A 20,753-nucleotide genomic window follows, 5' to 3' on the forward strand; every position below is an offset into this window, starting at 1 on the left:
TTGAAATTTCTGGTTGAGCAAACGGATTTAATTTCCTGGAGTTCGAGTTAAAGGAGGGAGCGAAGGAGATGGCGTTTTTGGAATTTCATACAAAGGTTCGCGACTCAACCCTAGCTGCCCTAGTGAAATAACAACAGACATTGATAGATTACTTTTCTCAGCAGCTTTAGCAATAGCTGTGCCATTTCGAGCTAGAGCGATGAACTCTCGAACTTTGAAGACAACGGAGTCATTGGGAGGCGTGTAACCTCTTCGGATGGCAATGTCTAATCCCCGTTCGATGTCGCTGAGCGCCGCCGTTCGATTGTCTGCTAAAGTTACGCTTGGCTCTTGCCCAGGCACTACCGTAGAGATGGCAATGCCATTATTAGTAGGTTGCCCGTCCCGGTGAACGACATTAAAGGTATAAAGGCGTTCAATTCCTTCAGGAGAGCGAGTTTTAACGAACAGGTTAGTAATGTTTGCTGTTGTAGCGCCAGGAAATTGTAAGGGTTGAATCGGTTGGACAAATATGGTTCTAGCTTGGTTAGTTTTTAATTCAGCATCAGTGTTAAAGACAGCCCTGGACGGATCTGCCAACCGGATGTACATAATGACTTCACCAGTCTGGCTAAAGTCAATAACGCTGGAACGGCCAGACCATACTTGAAGGTTGGTAGTTGTATTTGTTGCTGCATCTCTTCCTACAATTTTTAGCGCCGATGTTTGAGCTTGCCCAATATTGACATTGCTGAATGCAGTGGCAATTATTAAGGCAGGAGAAAGTAAAGCCAGACGAATTTTTCGAGTTAGTTTTTTCACGGTTATATTACCTCCAAGATTTTTGTATAAAGCCCCATCTGAGTAAGCCGAGTCGTGGAAAGAGGAAGCCCAAGAAGTGATTTTTGGAATCTCCGTTCCTTTAGGGCGGGGAGGATGTCAACTCCGTTATCTCTGCACTGTGACAAACGCATTGACAAATACCGAAACTTGAGTTCCTTCTGGTACGATCGCCACGTTGCTGCGCTTCAAAAGTTCTTGCGCGTCGCGATCCGATCTTTCTCGCAGCCGTTGGGCAGTAGGTGTAAAGAATCCCTCTAAAGCGGCTGCTAAAATGTTGGGTTCAGGCGAGGTTGTTGTTTTAACAGCCGTACTTCCAAAAAAGCCGCTCTGCTGGCTGAAAGTCTCTTGGGCGGGTCGATTAATTATTTCTCCTACCCGCCCCAAGCTGCCGAGAATTCCCACTAAAATATCAGCCTTGGCTATTTCAGAACCTCTGTCAAATAAACTGTCGGCAATGAGAGGTTGGTTATCGGTTCCGCGAACGATCAAGTTTCCCGGAGGAATGGGTACTTGTTGGATGCGGCCAGCAGAATCGGGGTAAACAAGCGCCACCACGCTTTGAGAAACCAGCCGATTTCCGCGCGTGACATTTTCTACTTGAGTGATTAAGACGGTGCCAGATGGTAAGGCGATCGCCCCGTCAGTTGCTATCACGTCCTCGGTCAATTGGACGGCAAACCTTCCGGCTGTTGGGCTTTGGCCTGCTTCGTCCCAAATCATCGGCACGATTACCTTGGCTTGAGCAGATGACCCGATGGCTATCTCTCTCATTGCTGTGCTGCTTTCAGTGTTTTCGCCGGCGGCCGTGCGGTTGAGAATTCCAGCTTCTCCAGGGCTCATGACCTTGGCGTTTACAGCCGAGCCAGGATCTCCAATTGCGATCGCGGGTATCTCTTGCATTGGTGCAGCCGATTGTGGGCTTTTTGGCGAACTGACTAGCACTGGCTGCGGGTTTTGAGAAATCGACGGCACCGGCTGCTGTTGGGGCAATGGTACCGGTGCAATTGCTACTGCACTGGGGGGCGGTGCCTGTGCTGCTGTAGGCGCAATTGCTACTGCACTGGGGGGCGGTGCCGGTACTGGCATTGCTGGCGGCACGGCAGGGTAGTTTGCCACTGTCATCCCCGGCGCGATTGCGCTAGGAAAAGTTGCGGAACTGGCAGAAATACCTTCAGTATTTAGCTCTTTAACTGCTTGACCTCTGCTTTGCCCCAGAGAAGCTAATTGCGCCCAGCGCTCGTAAGGATCTACTTTTTCTGGTGAGGGCGACGGGGGTGGTGGCGCAGGTCGAAGTGCCAGCGGTGCGGGCGGCGGCACAGGGCGCGGTAATGGCGTCGGACTCCGGCGAGGCGGGGGCGGTGCAGGCGGCAGTGCAGGGCGCGGTGCAGGGCGCAGTACGGGCGGCTGTGGAGGCGGAATGGTTTGTACCGTCCTTGGTGGTGGCGGATTAAAGTTTTGAACCGGCCTCGGGGTTTGAGACCTTCTAGCGGCTGGTGCAGGTTTTGGTGCAGGTGTCGGTTTGGGAGCAGGGGTCGATCGATTTTTAGGTTCAGGTGGCTGAACTTCTAGCGTCCGCTGCTGATCTTGAAATGCCAGTCGGCTTTTTAGTTCTCCTGACTCGTCTTCAGAAACTTGAACAGGTTTAGGGTTCGTCGTTTTTGCCTGTTGGCGGACGGGTTTAGGAGCAAAGAAGACAAACCAAAAGAATCCCAAGATTCCGAGAACTGCGCCAGTACCCATTAATACTGAAAACGTCCGAACTTCGGGCTTCTCAGAAACAGGATGAGTTTCTGCTCCTTCGTTGTCCTGTTTAATTCTGTGTTCAGAGGTCAATAATTCATCGGTTTCTCCGTCATGTCCAGCTAATTCTCTTTCCTCCTCACGGCTCAACGGCTCAACTGAGCGCAAGCCGAACGTCTTTTTACCATTGCTGCCAGCGCCATCAGGAGCGTTAGCTGCCTGAAAACTGTTAGAACTGTGGGAAAAGTTATTGGCTTCATTAGAGGAGTTGTTGCCATTAAAACTGTGGGAAAAGTTATTGGCTTCATTAGAGGAATTGTTGCCATTAAAAGGATGGCTAGTTGTGCTGTTAGGTGGCGTATTGTAGGAAACTTCTTCAATTTCATCGGGTTCGCCATCAAATTCGTGTCCATTTTGAAGTTCTTTTTCACTCATGTTTTTATCTCCTATTATTTCGATTGTTATCCTATTATTTGGGTTGGAATTCGGTAATTTTGTTGATTTCTAAGCCGGCCGAGCGAAGCTCATAAACTTTCTGTTCAAAAGCTGAGGCTTGACTACCTAGCGGCGGGGTTTGGATTTCTACTGCTTTGATTCGGAAAGTGCGATTGAAAGGAATTCTTTGATCGATTCCTGACGTGCGATCTACAAGCAACCGGGTGGCAATCATGTCAATTTCCCATTCGCCGGGACGGACTTCTCTGGGTTCAGATAAAAAAGAAATGATGACAGTTGCTCGCAATTGACCCGTAAAAACTTTATTGGGGACGAGTTCAGCGATGTCAGGGAGAGAAGCTTTGCCAAAATTGGGTTCTAGGAGTAACGAAGCAAAATAAGTGCTGGTAGGAACTCGTTTGGAATTGACTTTAATCCCTGAATCTGTATCGTTAGTTCCTGGTATTTTATTGTCCCAGTTGAAGGTTAACTCGGCCCAAATTTTGACAAAATTTTGGATGACTGAGGGATACCGAAAAAACCGATCTCGTTCTGCTACGTAGTAAGTTTGACCGTTGATTAGCTGGACTTGCGTTGTCTTCATAGCAGCTACCGAGTTGATTCGGTACGCGACGAAGAGGTGCAGAATTAGGGCGAGGATATTTACTCCAGTTAGGATGAGGAAGCACAATGCCAGTAGATTTTTAGCTTCTGGCAACAATGCAGTTTGTGAAAATCTTTGTAGCTTCATAAAATCTTTTGGTAATTAGTGACATTACTTAAATCCTTTGTTCATCGCCAAATTAGCGGCTGCTCCTATGGCATTGCTCAAAACATCGACGAGTTGTTTAGCATTGCTAGCAATGCCGTTGTATAGGGCAATTCCGCCGCCGCCGGCGATTAATAGGGCTAAGCCGGGTGCGAAAATGCTGATGAAAAAGAGGAAGGCGACATCGCTGGCTAATTCGGCTCCAGAATTGACTAGCACGGTGGCTGCTAGCCCGACAACGATGTTGTATCCAAGTTGGACACCAAATAAGCTCAGAAATCCAGTTGCCCAAGCCCAAATGGGCCTGCCCTGCAAGGGAAGTAGCGACAGCCCCATCGCGATCGGCGAAAAGAATGCTGTTAGTAAAAGCGCTGCTTCAAGGATGTTGACAAACGCCCACTGGATGCTATAAAGAATGAATCGGATGATTGGTATTGCTTTTTCTCGAAACACTGAACCGGGGTCAGTTATAAAAGTTGTGGCATCTTGAGCAGCACCGAGCAAGCTATTATTCCAGAGGGTTTCACCAAAAGCCCGCAGCGCTTGCAGAGGGGCAGAACCGGCGGCTTGCCTTTCAGCTTCGCTAACGATTTTCTGAGCAGCTTCTTGCTTGGAATTCCAGCAGGTTACCAGTTCTTGTCCGACTTTATTTCGGCATTCACCGTAGAGATTTTCTAGTTGTTGGCGACCGATGTTACTGATAGTGACGTTGGCGATCGCGTCCCTAAATGTCATTTCTCCTAGTTGCGCTTCTAGGACACTTTGGACTTGTCTGTAGGCAAAACTTCTAGTAAAAATGACGGTATTGGCTAGCAATTTGCCGTTAGCGCCGAGGAACAGCATGATGACGAGCGGCCAGACGAACAGTGCTGCCAGTTCTGACCATGACTGCTTTTCGATAATGTCTTTCCCGCTGCTTAGAGTTAAGAACAGGATGCTGATGGCTGCTAGGGTGATGCCGAGGGATACTAGACCGACCCATAGCCCAGAAGCGATTGGGTCAATCGTGCTAATCCAAACTTTGTCCCAAGATTCTGAGGTAGTCTTAGCCAGGTTAATTGACTCGCTAACGATGTCTAAGGATGACCCTTCTGCACCACTCGTTGGGGGTGTAATTTGTGCTATAAATTCTTTCATTTTTCCTCGGAAAAAACTTCAACTTTGTATTCGACAAAACTGTCAGTCTGTACCTAAACTAGGCAGATAATCGCGGATTCAATTTAACGGCTCGGAGCATTAATTGGGAGCGACAAACCTGTTAGTTGAAATCGGGGTTGTGCTGCTGTCATTCGGTTTTCCCAAGTAGCCGCCGCCGGGGAGCATCAGCATTCCCGCCTGATAGCTGGCTTGGTTTCCAGACGCAGTGCTGCCTCGGCGCTCTCCCGTATTGAGCGCGGATATTTCCTTAGCAGCTTGCGATAGCAGCACGTTATTAATGGCTCGATCTGTGCGAGCTTGCTGAGCTTCCTGTAAATTTCGCATCTGGACTTGTGCGCTCAATGCGGTCTGTTGGGATAGGTTTTGGAGAATTTGTTGAGTAACGTCGAGGCTCTGCGATTCTTCGCCCAATTGGACGTTTTGTTCGGTATCTTGGCGAGTGGCTTCTAACACTTGGAAGCTGTTGGTTTGAGCTTCTTTGCTGAGGGTTGCTCCGTCAGCTATGCCGATAGCGGCGCTGCGCTGAGCTTGAGCGTCTAAGTCAGACATGATGTTATATGAACCTTTGCCGTCTAATTTGCTCGATTTAGTTTCGAGTAAATCTGATAGTTTTGTTCCTTCTGTCTGGGATGTTGGAGCTTTAATAATTTGGCTGCTGACTTGGCTCAAATCAGGAATTTGGATAGCTCCGAGAGAAGAGGAAAGGAGTTCGTTTAAGGAGCCAAATAGCTCGTTTTGCACGAACCCTTGGATGTCGCCGATAAAATCGTTGACTTGTTTGAAAACATCTTGAATGGGTGCTAAGAAACTTCCCGCAGTTGGGGCTGGAGCTTTCACAGCCGCTTCTTGTGTACTTGGCAGGAAAATGTTTTGGGCTGGAGATTTCACAGTCGCTTCTTGTGTACCGGGTACGAAAACGCTTGGGGCTGGAGTTTTTACAGTCGTTTCTTGTGTACCGGGTACGAAAGGAGGAGTTGTTTGAGCTAAACTTGGCCTGACTTGAACGATTAATTCCCAACTGGCTAACAGGGAAACTGCTGCTAGTTTTGTAGCAGGTTGCTGCATTAATTGAAGTTGATATTTCATGGCAGTTATTTGGGGATTTTTGCAAAAAGTTGAGACTTGTTACTGCGAACGTCGGATGCTACTTTTGGCTGAGGATTGGCAGCTAGGGTGGCAATTTCTAAATTTTGACCAATGCGGTCGAAGCCTTTTCCTTCTTTCACCGCTGCAATGTATTCTTGGGTGAAATGCTTTAGCCCTTGAAGCTGCCCTTTGAGAGTAGGAGGATATTGAGCCATGATGCGATCTCGGGCTTCTTTTTCATTTTGATTGTTAGCAACTGATGCCAACATCATCTCTCCGGGGTAGAATCGCGATCGCCAAAATCTTCCTCCTTTCTCAATTAGCCAGCACGAGTAGAGGTCAGCAGCTCTAGGTAGAAAAGATTCTGTGGCATTGGAACTAATAATTTGCGGGTCGTACCCTAAATATTTGTGAGCGGCTGCCACCCCAGAATTGGTTATTCTTCCGGTAATTCGGTAGACCATATTTTGCAGAATTTGTGCTCCTGCGGAACATTCGCAGATAGCATCAAAATCTTGGCTTAATAGCAAGACAGCTATGCCATCTTTTCTGCCAGTGGCGCAAAGTTCGCCGACAACTGATGCAAAACCATCTTTTTTGAGTAGGACGCTCAATTCATCTCCAATAAATAAGCTTTTGGGGTGAGAAAGAGCGTTGCGGATGCAAGCAGCATGGGCGTTAATTGCCATTAAATAGGCATCTTGTTCGTTAGAGAGTCCCGATAGGGCGAAGAATTTAACAGCCGGCTCTGGGGAAAATGTGCTGGGCTGACCGATCGCTTTTCCTAAGCGGGATGTTAGCAAAGCATTTCCTTGGCTGAGGATTTGATTGATGGCTAGTCTGTCTAACTCCTCAAAAGACTTAAGATTGAGCCTTTCTTTGCTACAAAACCTCAGTAAGTCTTGGAGAGTTGGTATTTGCTGCCATTCGGGAGATTGCCAACCTTTTTCAAATGCTTTGTTGTACCGAGCGATGATTTCTGGATCTCTAAGGTACATATCGAGAATTCGCAGGATAATCGAATCGACCCGCTGGGCTAAGTGGGGGTTGTGAATTTTGCCCATTGCGATCGCCACCACAGCTTTGCGGATAAATTCTTTCCAAGATTCCATCCGTCGCTCTCTTTCAGCTTTGTCGAACTTGCGGAGGTCTGGCGGTTCTACTAAATTGCTAGACCCTTGGCTGATGTCGTAATATGCGCCTTGGTCGCCCAAAAGTTCGATCGCGGTTTTGAAGGTACTGTTACCCCCGCTGCTGATGTCCATCCCGACAACAGGGATATTATTCGCCAGAGCTTCAATGGCAAAACGCCACCCCAAAACGCTCTTGCCTGAACCAGATTCGCCAGTAATTAAAGCGCGGCTAATTTGGCTGTAGAACAAGTCAATAAAAATTGGCTTTCCGCCTCGATGGGTAATAAATTCAACTCCTTTTTTATCCAAATCGCGGGGAACTGTTAGCGGCAGAATTCCAGCGGCAGTTTCAGTGTCGAGAGTGAGACGCCGCTCGCTCAAAAATGAACCGCTATGCAGCAACCATTTCCAAGTAACGGGCAGGCATTGCAGCCAAATATCCCAGGCAACGTTCCGCTCGCGGATGACTTTCGCAGTTCCAAAACTATTAGAGAGTACGTTGCAGGCTTGGCTCAATTCTTCGGCAGTATTTCTGTACACTAAAAAGGCAACGGCTGCATTTAGGGGTACGGCTCCTTGGTAAAGCCTTCGCTGGGCATCGAAAGATTCCTCCTGTTTAATTTCAGCGCCAATATCGCGCCCTTGCCCTTTAGTTATAGCTCTGCTACTAGCGGCTTTTGCTCCTTTAGCTTGTCGGGCTAAGTTATCATTAATTACGAGAGAATTTCCGGCGCTAATTTCTATCCAAGCTTCTGTATCGCGGACGTAGCTTGAGGACATCACCTCCCAAATCCATTTCAATTGCTGGCGGGTATTAATCCAGCCTGCGGGCGCGTCATACATTGTCAGGACAGCGCATTCTTTTCCCTTTCCGGTGAGATAGACGCGATTGTTGGTCTTGCGGTGTTCGGGGCAGGAGGATATGCCATTCGTTCCTTCAATTAAAACTGTACAAATGTGTTTGTCAGTTGTCTTAATTTCGCTGAGTTGATAGCCAGAATGGGTTTCTTCAAGTTTAACAATTTGAGGGATTTGCGGTGGTTTACTGCTGTTAAATCGCAGCCACAGCCACTCCCAAAGTTCTGAGGAATTCATAGGACTAATTTCTAGCCCCATTTTGGTGTTCAGGAGAATTTCCCAGCGGAGGAATCCTTGTTCAAAAGAGTTGAGGAGCAGCTTGGTGTAAAATTGCTCTCTGTAAATTCTGGTGTTGCCTGCAATGGTTTCCACAATGGAATCGCACAATTTTTTGACTCCATCAATGGCTTTACCAATGAAATCCCTGGAGATGGTTTCGCCTTCGTTATCGGCTGTCCAAGTACAGAAAGCAATTTGCTCCCATACTTGTCTAGTGCCTTGATTAGTTTGTTGGCGGAGGCGGTACTGTTCGTTTCGGAGCAGTACAGATACGGGTTGGAGTTCAGCGGTGTCAGCCAATTGCTCTAACTCTTTTTGCCTCGCAGCATCACTGCTGTAACAACCGGTGCAGAAAGTGATTTTTTCACTGGGTGGGATGTCTTTCATTCCTTCTTCAAGAGAAGCTGCAAATGCCGACACTTCGTTCCTAAACAGTAGGTTGTGAAGCCCTCGGAGGCGGAATCCAAATACCAGTTGGTAGCTAGTCCCGTTATTGAGGAGCATCCCAGACACTTGTCTGCCATCTTTTTCAATTTCCACCAAACAGCAGAGGTTAATTTCATTTTGGAAAGGCATAAATTTGCTCCTTCCACCATATTGATTGGGTACAATTTTGGGCTTCAATTTGATTCGGATTTGCGAATCGTAAGGTTTGCCTTGGATGCTAGGAGGGCGCAGGGAAGAGATGGGAGAAATATAGAAGCTGTCGCCGCTACACCACTCATCTCCGGGGGGCTTGCGGAATTTGTCAGTAAAGAGGTGGGGTTGATTTCCTGTGAGGAGCCACCAGCTTACAATCAGCCAAAGCGAGACAGTGAAGAACCAACCCAATCCCAGGCTAAATAGACCCATTGTTAAGGTGTAGGCAATGGCGGTTAAGAAGCACCAAGGTAGAATTTGATTGGCAGGGATGAACCCGATACTTGCTTGTTTGCCCAGGATTTTATTGACTCTGATAAAGTCTTTTTCTGGATCTCGTAAAGCCATTGGTGACTCCTTTTTTTTAGTTCTAAAAGGTCAAAGTTGTAATTACTCCCAGCGGTGGCAGGTTGGGAACCAAGCCGGCTGTAGTACCGCTGCCGTCGCCGACGAATAAGAACGTTACTACGTCTATGGCAATTACAATGCCGAAGGCGAGGGCAATTTGGGTGACAATTGGCCGCCAATCGTTGCCTTGCTGCGCTTGGTTGTAAGCGAATAAAGCTGCTGCGGCTACTAGCAAGAGAAATATGCCTCGAATGGCATTGAAAATTAAAGCGATTGTTGATTCGTCAATGGCTGTTCCTCCTCCGGCTGCTCCAGCTTCGGTTGCTAGATTGGTCATAAATGCTTGGAGACCGCTTAGAAAAACGGCTTGGGCTGGGGTCTGAAAGTTATTCAGGAACATTGTTACTGTTATGACAGCGACAGCTAAATGCCAGAAGCGAATTTTGCTGCCCAGCAGTTTTTCGAGGATGGGAACGCTGCGGGTAATTTGCCATAGTCCGAAGAACACCAGAGATGCACAGCTAAATACGCTGACAAATAAGGGCTGGACAAGAGTTAGATAAATGGCTGCAATTAGGCAAATTGCAATGAAGGCTAAATCGGCGTTATTGAGTTTGAATTTACGCATGAATTTGCTAAAATGGCTGCGGCGTTTGTGGATAATGCTTTGGTTAGCAACGCTGGTGCGATCGGCATGAGAGCGGTAGTTGTCGTTCAAGTAATCGTTTTGCATTGGATTTCTCCTCAAAGTAGTTTAAGCTTGCAATTCGTTGCTGTCTTCTTGCGATTGTTCTTTGCGTTCTGGCGAGGTATAGTTGTAGTTTTTAGATGCTTGAGAATCTCTAAATTGAGTTTTTTGTTTCTCTGGCGAGCCGACTACAGCCTCCATTTCTTCAACAGCAATGTGGCACTGCCGAACGTCTGGTGGCTTTCCTTTGACCAGAACGGCATCGAACACTTGTGCGTCACCTTGGCGGGGGTCAGTTCCTATCAGTTGTTTTGACCCGTCCGGCAGATCCAGGATTTCAAATTCGTATTTGACTGCCCCGGTCGTGCCGTCTTCGCGACGCGATTCTTTCCAAGGAAACACTGGATCTTTTTCCCCGCTAAAGCGTTTGGGGAAGGTGTCCTGAAACTTTTCAACTAAAGCCTGGGCAGTTGCTAGCTTGTTGTATTCTTCTTCCGACTGAGGCAATTTGAAAATGGCTTCTCTTTCTTCTGGAGTTAGCTTGTCCCGATCCGGCTCAAATTTCCAGCGTTCGCCATTCTTGGTTCCGGCAAAAATTTCGGTATTATCGCTGCCTTTGACGGCAACTTTTACTTCGTTGTTTTCAGCAGTTACATTCAAGCTGCCGCCACCATCAAAAGCAATACCCGATTGGGGAGACTGCCCCGTAGCGAAAGCATAATTGACTAAGCAATCTGCTACAGTTTCTCGCTGCTGCTGTACTTTTGTTTGAGCTACCATTTTGCTAAGAAGATCCTCTGGTTCGCCTTCCTCCTTGTCGATACTGTTAGGTGCAGTAACTGTGGGCTGAACTTTTTGACGAGTTTCTGGCCCTTGTGAATTAGGATTAAATTCTGATTCAACAGGCATCTGAACGGTCATTTTATGTTCCAGTTTGTCAACGATACTTTCAAGGCGATCCAACCTCTTTGAGAGGTTGCCTAGATAGTCTTGAATTTGGTCTAACTGTTCGCTGATGCTGGTATCTTTATCGAGCTGTAAAGGCCTAGATTTCTGGGATTTTGGGTTGAGCTTGCTCTCTAGATCGCCAATCTTTTCGCCAATTTTAGCTGCCTTGGTTTCGGGATTGCTGATTTTAATTCCCTCGGTGACCTTGGCTTCAATGTCGCGATTGCTTCTCTGAGGCTGGCTCGTTTCCAATTCCTCTGGTTCAGTTGCAGCAGGCGGTTCTAATACCTGCTTAGCCCGTTCAGCAAGTTTTTCAGTGCGTGTATCTATCGCCTCTATGCCGGAAATGACATCAGCGTGTTTAGCACGAGTCGCAACTCGGTCGGCGCGATCGTTTAATGAGTCAATTTGTTCGAGAATTTTTTCGAGTTTTTCTGCCTGTTCCTTTTCCCTCGCTTGTTCGATGTAATCAATTAGCTCCCCAATACTCTTTGCTCCAAGTAGACCCATTAAAGAGGCAGTTTGAACGGTTAAGCCACTTACGGTTAATCCGTTAATTTCGCTTCCCATAGAAGCGACACTTGCACCTTGGCGTTCGGTTTCTTTTAAAACAGTTTCAAGGGTGTCGAGTAAGGGATATTTTGCTTCGGGCTGTTCAGCCACTTTTTGCTTGATTTGTCCGTTATCATTCTGATTTAGAACGCTGCGATTTTTAGCTATCTTGCCCAATACACCATTGGGGATAGGAGCATCCTCATCATCAGAAAGTAGTTCTTCAATATTATCTTCTTCCTCCTTTTTTTGCGTTCTGCTGGTAGCATTTTTAGAAGCTACTGACTTTCCTAGCTGCCGTTTGGACTGCGATGACTTGCGAGTTTGCGTATTGTGGCTGGGAAGGTCTGCATCTTCTTCTAGATCGCTTAAATCATCCTCCAATTCATCATCTAGTTCTTCATCAAATTCTTCGGAAATGCTGTCTTCCTCTAATTCATCACTGGCCTCCAGCCTGATTAAGTCCATAATTTGGGATGGAGTATAGTAATTGTTATTGTCTTTGGTTTCAACGTCAGCTTGTTTCAAATTTTTAACTAAATAGACACCGCTGGTTCTCTGGCTGGGGTCTTTAGTTAAATAGAAAACAAAGCCAGACACCTCACTTCCTTTTCCTTCAGTAACTAAATCCATGCTGACACTAGCTTTGTGATTGCCAGATTCATTGATTCTGTCGGGTCGTTTGTTGAAGGATTCAACGAAGTTTTTGAAATCTTCCCAGTCCTCAATGCCACCTTCTTCTTGGATTGTTTCTATGGCAGCATCAAGGGTTTCCTGAATGTGTTCCAGTTTTTTGACGTGTTTTGGATCTGTGGCTGTTAGGACAGACCAAGTACGCTTTGGGGCAGAAAATTGTCTTTTGGAGTTGGGCTTAGTTGAGAGTTTTGCAGCCATCTTTTCTCACCTCCTACGAGGAAATTAGATGCGATTGTTAGGTTCGATATTGAACTTTCAGCAGTGCTTTAGATTGTCAAACAGGACTATTGGCTAGTTGCGCGATTGTTTGATTGGGTATTTGTTCGCCGGTTTCGCTCAAAAGTTCTTTTCTGACTTTCCCTCTTAGTTCTTGGTGATACTCGCCTAGCATTCTGCTGAATTCTTGCAGAACTTCTAGGTTTTGTTTGGGTAACTGTCCTGCTTTTACTGCTGTCTCTACACCCTTGGTCATTTGGCAAATGTGCGTGCTCATTTTTCGCAGTTGGGCACAAGTTCCTTCATTGATAGCGGGGACTGTGCGGTCAAGGCTAAAAGCGCGTTTACGCAAGTAGTCAGACAGGCTTTTTTCACCTGCTTCTGCGGCACGTTTCACTAAATCTGCCTTTTCAAAGGTGGTTAGACGCACTCGGACGACTTCAGTTTTTCCAGTCGGTTTGGAAAGTTGGTTTTTGGGGAGAGTGGCAGTTGTAAGCACATCAATTCTCTAGGGCTAACTAATGGTTTATTAAGGCTAAGTTGAACAGCAAGGGATTAGGTCAGAGCAGTTGTTGGCATTAAGTTAATTTAATGCTGAGCAACCGATGTTCGCTACAATTTCCTGAACCTTGATGGCAAGGTTTGAGCGGTGATTTATCCATTGCTTTCATTAATTCAATTGTCAGCAATTATGTGGGAGATGAGGCTGTTTCTTTCGGTTTATGTTTTGTTCGGTCACAGGTCGCATTAGTGAGAAGCTACTAGAGTATTTTTTATCATCCAGATGGCCGATTCGAGGGTGGATACTGCTGTCTGGATTGCTTGTAGCTTTTGACTGTGATGTTTTAAGCCTGTAAATTGCATCATTGTTGAGCATGGTTTACAGCCAATCGTGCTTTGTTGTTGAGGACGGCTCTTAGTTTGCGATCGCCGTCGCTCAACACAGTCTTAATATTTCGTGCTGGTAGTTCAAGCAAGTCTGAGCTGATATTCCCAGAAGAATCGCTCTGTGTTATCGCGGCTGCGACACAGGTATTTCCAAAGGTCCAAGTCTGTGTCCATTACTAGGCCCATAACGATATAAGATTCGTCGTTGGTTTTCACCGTATCCCCAAATTTGAAATCGGGTTGCACCCAATAGTCAGGCAGGGCGATCGCAGTCGGTTCAGGGGCGGTAGCATTGGTTGGATGCGCGATTTCAGTCGGCGCGTAGTGTTTTTGTGGCATTTGGTCGATTTTAAGGGTAAGTGATCGCCTTGCTTGCTGGCGGTAGCCAGAGGAGAGGTATTCGTCAGCCACTTCTGTTAAAGCGAATATATGTCGTTGCCCTTTGCACAAATTCTGACAAGTGGACGATTTGGGCGATTTACTCGTTTTTACCCCCCTCTTACGTCTATTTGACATGGCTTGCTATGCGACTAGCGCACTAATTAGGAGGATTCAAGAGGTGTCGGAGTACAAAAAATCTGTTAAAAAGCAGCGATAGTTAATTTAACTTAATTAAAATTTGTAAAAATTGGAGGAAATATTAGGATTTTTTAGGGACAAGTAGGAGATATTAGGAAATAAGAGGGAATAAGAGGAAATAGAAGGGTAAAAATATAAAGCTTTTTGTGGCTTTCACTAACTATCGGGAATTAGTGAGGCAACAGAGCGGATTAAGATAGCGATCGCTCCCTGATGTTCGGTTTCTTTTAGGAAAGCTTCTAGTGAGTCTAAATATCTTCTAATTTTATCTCAATACGCCATAAATTTTCGTTAGTAAATTTTGTTTTGTGTCAAATTAATTCCGTCAAATTAATTCCACTGTTAAATAAATCCTCAATAGTTGCTGAATCTCTAATAATAACGCCTAACTCATCTCTATATGTTAAATTAGGATCTGCTCTAAATGACAAAAAATTAAAGCTGGTAACTATCCCAAACTCAGCATCACAAACTAAAATTTTACGATGAGTATTTTTAACTTTTTCAAATCTTAAATTCTTGTACTGAGTAGATAATTCTTCTAATCTTTGAATTGATATAGGATTATTTTGTTGGCTTGAGCTTTTGATTCCATAAAAAATATACACCTGTATTTTTCTCTTTAAAGTTTCTTTCAACATCTCAATAAAATTTTGATCTACAACATATCCTGTAATCCAAGGCGAAACAATCATTAGTCTTTGTTGGGCTTCTTTTAAAGCCTTAAATAAATAGTTGCGATGTTCATAGGTATGAATAATTTCTGAGATTTTGCTTTGTGTTTTAAGTTGGTCAAGTTGTTGTTTTAGCTTTCTACGTTCTTCTTTTTTAATTGATTGATTTTTCGAGTCAGTAAAAGAGTCAGCATCATCATCAAGAGAATGAAGTTTCACACTAAGCTTTTCTACAGCTTTTATATGTTCATCATTAATAGGACTCAAAAATTTTCCTTCTGCTAAGTTATCATGGCTCAATTTATCTTGTTCAATTTCTTTAAAAATTGGATCGAGTATCTTGTTACCCCCTGCATATAGTTGTTCTATAGTTGTTCTATATTCAACTTGAATATTGCCTCTCGAAAAAATTTCATATTCAATTTCTTTATCATCAGGATTTCTTTGATACAAAACCAAGAAAAGTTCATGCCATTGAGTATAGACTTTTTCTATATTGTTCACCTGAATCAACTCAATACGATTAGAGCTATTAAAATTTTGCAATAATTTTTCAATCTGTTCATAATAGTCAACTATATCTTCGATATGACCTTTTCTGGGCTTTTTTATAATCTTGTTTAAGCCAAAATTATTATTTTTTGAATCAAAGGATTTTAAGAGGGATTTCTCTCTCATCTCTCTCAATTTACCATTTAAAGCATCGATATAAAAAGTTTTTGTTTCTGATATGGGAGCTAATATCGTTTGCTTTTCTAAACCATCTAAACCTAACTCTGTTAGCTTGAAAAAATCTTCTCTTTTGATTAAATCTTTAGATAGTAATTCTGATAAAACTTTCTCTATCAAATTTTCATCCATTCCTAAGAAAAAAGCTATTTCTCTTTGGTTATTTAATTCCTGGCTAATACACTTCATAACAAATTCTTCAGCGAGTTGTAGCTGTCTATCGGCCAAGTAAGTTAAATCAACATTTAGCACATGAAAAGGATATCCAATTGGTTGACAGTCAATAACTAGGGCTTCTGGCAGTGAATGATATTTACGAATCTTATTTTCAAAATCTTCATCTTTAACTTGAGTGTTCATAATTAAATCTCCTAAAATTTACAGAAATTTTCCAGAAGTGATTCGAGAACAGAAAGCACTTTTTTCATCGATATATTCTATTAATGGCTTAAAAGGATTAGGGATTCCATTCGGAGTTCGTCCCTCATAAGCCATGTTATCATTACCAACGATAATAAGTAACTGTCTAGTACGAGATAAAGCGACATTAAGCCGTCTATCATCGGCAGTAAAACCCAGTTTTTTCTCAGGGTTATTTCTAACTAAATCATAGATAATAATATCACATTCACCCCCTTGAAAAGCATCAACTGTGTGGATAGAGATATGAAGATTTTTCCAGAGTTGTTTATTATTAGGAGCAATAGACGATTCTAAAATGCCAATTTGCGAACGATAAGCCGCAATAACACCCACTTCTTTAGACAAATCATGATCTTCACAATCCTGTTGAATTTTTAAAAGAACGGCTTTAATCACTTTTGCTTCATAGGGATTACTACGACTTTTGTTATTTTCCCTCTCTTGAGACTCTTTTATTGGAACATCGCTAGTTGAAATCCAATAAACATTTTTATCAAATTGCTTCAATTGATGTTGTTTCTCGTCTTGATTTACTCGTTGACTAGAAACTTGATCTTCATAAAATAAATGACTGACTAAATTTCCGATGTCAGGGTGCATTCTATATTGATGATTAAGAGTAATTTTATTAGTCTTTGGAAGATTTTCATAAAGATATTCAAACAAGCTAATTTCAAGAGATTTTTTTTGAATTTCTTTTTCATTCAAGGCTTTTTCTTGTAATTCCTGATCTATAATTGGTGGAAGTTGTTTATGATCCCCTACCAGTATAATTTTCTTCCCTTTTGAAATGGGAACGAAAGTTTCAGGAGCAGTTGAACGTCCAGCTTCATCGACAATTACCCAATCAAAGTTACGATCTTTGAAATTAGCGACACCTAAACAAGTTGCCCCAACTACATTTACACCCTCTATAAAAAAGGAAATTAGATCCTGTTGCTTCTTTTTAAGCCTTTCATTCCAATCTTCATTTAATTTTTTCAACTTGATATATCTTTCATGATTTTCTCGGTTGTCGCCAAGAATATCTTGTAATCCTTTGTATTCCTCATTAATCCAATCATTAAGCTGTTTTTGCTCAGGATATTCGATCCCAAATTTAGCCACATATTTTTCAATTGATTCTAAAATTTTCTGCTCTAACAATAGTTTTTCATAGATCATTTCTAATGAAATATCAGAAAACTCTTGAGAAGCCGAATTATCTTTGGAAATAACTAATTCAGAATTTAATCTTTCAATTACTTGTGTTAGCTTCTTGGTTAAACCTTGTAATTCTTGATTTTGTTCTTTAATTTGTTCTATATTAGCAATCTTTTTCACACCTGATAACAGTTGCTCATTTTGTTGCTGATAATTTTCCCAATACGCTAATGATTTAGACTGAATTAACTTTTGCCAATTCAAAATAGCTTTTTCTATTTCAAATTGTCTAGCATCTTCTTCAATTTTTTCTTCCCGCCCAATTCTTACACATTTAATTTCCTTACTAGCAACGCGGGACAATCTGGTTAATACATTATCTACAGCTACATTAGATTGAGATGAAATTAAAATTTTATCGTTGGGGTATTTATCAAGAATTTGCAAAATGATTTCAGTAATAACAGAAGTTTTTCCTGTCCCTGGTGGTCCTTGAATGAGAAAAATATCTTCAGTTGCAAGTGCTTTACATACGGCAAGTTGTTGTGATTCATCAAGTTTTTCATTGAAAAATCGACGAATCAATAAAGGTTCAATTTGTTTAACATTTGTTGGATCAACTATGACTTTAGATAATTCGGCATTTTCAGAATCACCATATCGAATTTCTCTCAAAGCTTTACGTCTGCGCTCTACCTCAGACTCTTGAGCTTTGAAATTGGTTTCTATTGTTCCCTTATCTAGTATAGATGCTAAAACTTCAGGATCGCAAAAGTCCCCAATACTGATATGAAGTTTTGCAATTGATTCACCCTGACTTCCTTTCTCCCCATTAATAATATCTCCAATCCCTTTATGTCTTGGTTTTGGGGAGGTTGATTTAACGGAAATTGTAACAGGTAACGGTGGCGATGTAACTCGATCAAATTGTTCAAGAGATATTGGTTCTTTTAAGGTTAGAATAAGAATTTGCCTTTCGCTATCATAATATTTTTGTTGATATTGAAAAATTTGTTTTTTATCGCTAATAATTTTCTTTTCAAGTTCAATAACATCTTGCCATTGCTCAAAAGTTAATTTGAGAGCTTGACTATTTGACTTTTCATTTTGTACTTCTTGCTCTTTCTCTAAAATTAGATTAACTAACTCACTCAGATCGGTTTTTCTTTTGGGACTATCACCAAGATTAACTATTGGATCTACTTTAACAGCAACTCCCTTTTCTATAATGATTTCCTGTGTTTTAGGATTAGTAAAATCAGGTGCATTATATAAAACTATTTCATTAGGAGAGTTATAGTTAATAAAACCATAATAAACATTAGATAAAGATTCTATGAATATTTCAACAGTTAATCTATCTTCTTTCCTGTCTTGCTTGGGACTCTTGTTTATATATAAAACTCCTGAATCTGCTTTGAATTCATCTTCAATGTGTTTCTTAATTTTGACCGATTGTTGCTGAAGGTTATATTTGCTTGATATTTGCTCTTTAAGTTTAGGTGTTATACTAAATAATACCACCATTCTTTCAGACAACTCTTCTTTTAAATTAGCAATTGCTTTTCTGATTTCATCAATCTTAGGTCGTTTTTCTCTATCTCTATCTTTATCTGTAGCTTTTTTGAGAATGTCGATTAGAGATGAAGCATTAAAATTACCTAATGTCTCCTCAGCCGAATTGTAAAGTACAGGCTTACCTCCTCCTTCTTGAAACTCCATTCTTCTTTGTTGAGAGGAGAGCAGATACAAAAATGTCATTCCCAGAGAGTAAATATCAGAATCTCTGGAAACTCTTTCAAGATAAATTTGTTCGGGTGATGAAAATAGAGGAGTATGGTAGCTTCTAATTGTATTAGTAAGAATAGTGGTAGTAATGATTGCTATACCAAAATCTAGAATTTTTGCTACTGGTTTCTCACCTGTATCAACAATTTTAATGTTGTCTGGTTTGATATCTCTATGTATAACATCCTTTGAATGAGCGTGACTAATACCATCAATAATTTGCAAAAATATATCTAGTTGAGTTTTTAAGTCAATACCACTATCAAAATAGTCTTTTATATTTTGACCTTCTAAATACTCCAATACTAAATAAACGAGTTTATGACGAGCTTCATAACCTTCTTCTATAAACTTTACAATATTTGGATGATTTAAACGCTTTAAGGTTTTGGTTTCTCTCTCTAAAAGTTTAATGGCATCTTCTTCTTCAGTAGAAAGGGTTTTAATGGCGTAGCGTTCTGTAGAATTTAACTTTTTAGCTAAATACACAACACAACTGCCACCTTCTCCAAGTTTTGCTTTAATATCATATTTTCCACCCAATATTTCGTCGCCATTGAGAGAGATAGACATGATTAATTTTCCTTTATTTGTATTTGAAATTAGGATTCCCCTAAAATAACCATTAAGCCATTAACTGTTACTCCCCAATATGCTGCTGCCACAAATCTGCACCTTGATGGCCTATACCCTGCAACTTTGCTTCAATCTGCTTCGTCGCTAGGGGTGACAGCTTGGCACGTCTGTTTTCCCAACGGTTTACCGTTAGATAGGTTACGCCCAAGCTGTCCGCCAACTGGTTTTGAGTTAGCCACAACCCCCGCTGCATTTCCTTGAGCAAGCGATGCGTTAGTTTAGGATGAGGGCAATAAAGTAATTTAAGTATAACCCAGAACATACTTTTAGTTGTGCGTACAAAAAAAAGCCAATGGAAAATTTTCCATTGGAGCTTGCGCGATCGCGTTCGCTTGCGCGGCGCGGATGCGCTTTTCGTGCCGGAGGCATATCGCGCCCAGTTCCCCAACCCCCTGCACTCGACTAAACCATTTCCAACTCCCTCGGTTTCGATTCAGGCGCAGGCGTGAAAGTAATTCGGGACTGAGACAAAGCTTTTTCCCGTTCTACAATCATCTCTTGGAAACGAGCCGCTGCTTGCTCTGTCAGGGGAATTTGAACGTCCCCAGTGTGAACGTTGGCTTTAAACACGGTGCGCTTGGACTCGTTTCTGACAAAGCAATCCCCATTAGGCTGCACGTAAGCCGTCCATTGGTTGTCGCCAAACTTGAAGTGTTGGGTACTATCCGAAGGAAGCTGCGATCGCGTAGCCGTCTGTGGGCACCGCCGTTGCTTGTAGGTTTCCGAAACGACGCTAAAGAGGGTGTCTTGCAGAGAAAGCCGCCAGTTGTCAGCTTTAGCGTTGGTGGTGTCCCGCTTTCCGTTCACTGCTGTTTCTGGTTTTGAAGCCGGTTCTTGTGGGAGTTTTTGGGATTGGGGCGTACTATCATTTTGTGCGATCGCACTACGCCCAGTTTTCCCCAACTCAGAACTTTGAGATACTTCAGGTGAATCGATCGATGGCAATTGAATTTCAGGCAACCGAATCGATTCGCGATCGACTTTCAGCATAATTGACCTGCCGCCTTTGTCGGGGGAAAGCGTCGCCTCAAAAGTGGTTCCAGGGGGAAATTTAGGACTTTCAGGGGAAAATGTACCCAAGTTTTTCCCGTCCAACTGGATAATGGGAGTGCCTTGAAATCGGTAATATTTCTCGTGAGTGGGAGGTAAATCGATCGTTCCCACTTGCAAAGTAACTTTCCGCTCCTTCCATTTTGACTTGGAGAAATCTTCCTCTGAGTAATCGTTATCGGGATGTTTGACATTGACCACTTCTATTTGATTTACCCGATAATTTGACAAAGCATCGGAGATTTCATCCATGAATAATTTGTAGACAAGTGCGCCTCTACCTGCTTTATCTTGAGACTCAATCCACCGACAATCGACGGGAGGGACGATGAGGAGTCGGGTTTCATTGCCGGAGTAGTTTGTTACCTTCAAAGAGTCGGTGTCGATATGGTCGTTGGAATTATAGTCATTTCAAATAAATGTGAGACAGAGGCAAGATCATGATAAAATCGATAAAAATAGTTAATTAAAAAAAA

General features: G+C 42.8%; 14 protein-coding genes. All 14 read right to left on the reverse strand.

All coding sequences use genetic code 11. The features are described 5' to 3' along the window. Positions 1-27 precede the first annotated feature (27 nt). The 14 genes from QUB37_RS13115 to QUB37_RS13180 all read right to left on the reverse strand — a co-directional run bounded on the left by QUB37_RS13115 (position 28) and on the right by QUB37_RS13180 (position 20,649). Entirely contained in the window at positions 28-801 is a 774-nt protein-coding gene (locus QUB37_RS13115) for a hypothetical protein (RefSeq protein WP_333150561.1), read from the reverse strand. Between the two features lie 126 nt (positions 802-927). Next, positions 928-2,997: a hypothetical protein gene (locus QUB37_RS13120; protein ID WP_333162553.1), complete on the reverse strand. Its 2,070-nt coding sequence runs from the start codon at positions 2,995-2,997 to the stop codon at positions 928-930. Between the two features lie 34 nt (positions 2,998-3,031). Further along, complete coding sequence (locus tag QUB37_RS13125) at positions 3,032-3,748, reverse strand: hypothetical protein (protein ID WP_333162555.1); 717 nt, start codon at positions 3,746-3,748, stop codon at positions 3,032-3,034. A gap of 24 nt (positions 3,749-3,772) precedes the next feature. Then, positions 3,773-4,903 carry a hypothetical protein gene (locus QUB37_RS13130; protein ID WP_333162557.1) on the reverse strand — a complete coding sequence of 377 codons (1,131 nt, stop codon included), beginning with the start codon at positions 4,901-4,903 and terminating at the stop codon, positions 3,773-3,775. A gap of 99 nt (positions 4,904-5,002) precedes the next feature. After that, positions 5,003-6,010 carry a hypothetical protein gene (locus tag QUB37_RS13135; protein ID WP_333162559.1) on the reverse strand — a complete coding sequence of 336 codons (1,008 nt, stop codon included), beginning with the start codon at positions 6,008-6,010 and terminating at the stop codon, positions 5,003-5,005. 5 nt (positions 6,011-6,015) lie between these two features. Further along, a complete protein-coding gene (locus QUB37_RS13140) occupies positions 6,016-9,267 on the reverse strand; it encodes a hypothetical protein (protein WP_333162561.1) in 3,252 nt (1,083 codons plus the stop codon). 22 nt (positions 9,268-9,289) lie between these two features. After that, positions 9,290-10,000: a hypothetical protein gene (locus QUB37_RS13145; protein WP_333162563.1), complete on the reverse strand. Its 711-nt coding sequence runs from the start codon at positions 9,998-10,000 to the stop codon at positions 9,290-9,292. A 21-nt stretch (positions 10,001-10,021) separates the two neighbouring features. Continuing rightward, positions 10,022-12,349 carry a hypothetical protein gene (locus tag QUB37_RS13150; RefSeq protein WP_333162565.1) on the reverse strand — a complete coding sequence of 776 codons (2,328 nt, stop codon included), beginning with the start codon at positions 12,347-12,349 and terminating at the stop codon, positions 10,022-10,024. A gap of 76 nt (positions 12,350-12,425) precedes the next feature. Next, positions 12,426-12,866 (reverse strand): plasmid mobilization protein, encoded by a 441-nt coding sequence (locus QUB37_RS13155; protein ID WP_333162567.1) that lies wholly within the window; start codon positions 12,864-12,866, stop codon positions 12,426-12,428. Positions 12,867-13,336: 470 nt separating this feature from the next. After that, a complete protein-coding gene (locus QUB37_RS13160; protein ID WP_333162569.1) occupies positions 13,337-13,666 on the reverse strand; it encodes a hypothetical protein in 330 nt (109 codons plus the stop codon). A 479-nt stretch (positions 13,667-14,145) separates the two neighbouring features. Next, positions 14,146-15,597 carry a phospholipase D-like domain-containing protein gene (locus QUB37_RS13165; RefSeq protein ID WP_333162571.1) on the reverse strand — a complete coding sequence of 484 codons (1,452 nt, stop codon included), beginning with the start codon at positions 15,595-15,597 and terminating at the stop codon, positions 14,146-14,148. 18 nt (positions 15,598-15,615) lie between these two features. Next, a complete protein-coding gene (locus tag QUB37_RS13170) occupies positions 15,616-19,164 on the reverse strand; it encodes an AAA domain-containing protein (protein WP_333162573.1) in 3,549 nt (1,182 codons plus the stop codon). Positions 19,165-19,231: 67 nt separating this feature from the next. Next, positions 19,232-19,489, reverse strand: coding sequence for a helix-turn-helix domain-containing protein (locus tag QUB37_RS13175; RefSeq protein ID WP_333162575.1), 258 nt, complete (start codon positions 19,487-19,489; stop codon positions 19,232-19,234). 140 nt (positions 19,490-19,629) lie between these two features. Further along, on the reverse strand, positions 19,630-20,649 hold the full coding sequence (locus QUB37_RS13180; protein WP_333162578.1) for a hypothetical protein: 1,020 nt from the start codon (positions 20,647-20,649) through the stop codon (positions 19,630-19,632). Positions 20,650-20,753: the final 104 nt, after the last annotated feature.

This window comes from Microcoleus sp. AT3-A2 (assembly GCF_036705685.1).
Lineage (GTDB): Bacteria > Cyanobacteriota > Cyanobacteriia > Cyanobacteriales > Microcoleaceae > Microcoleus.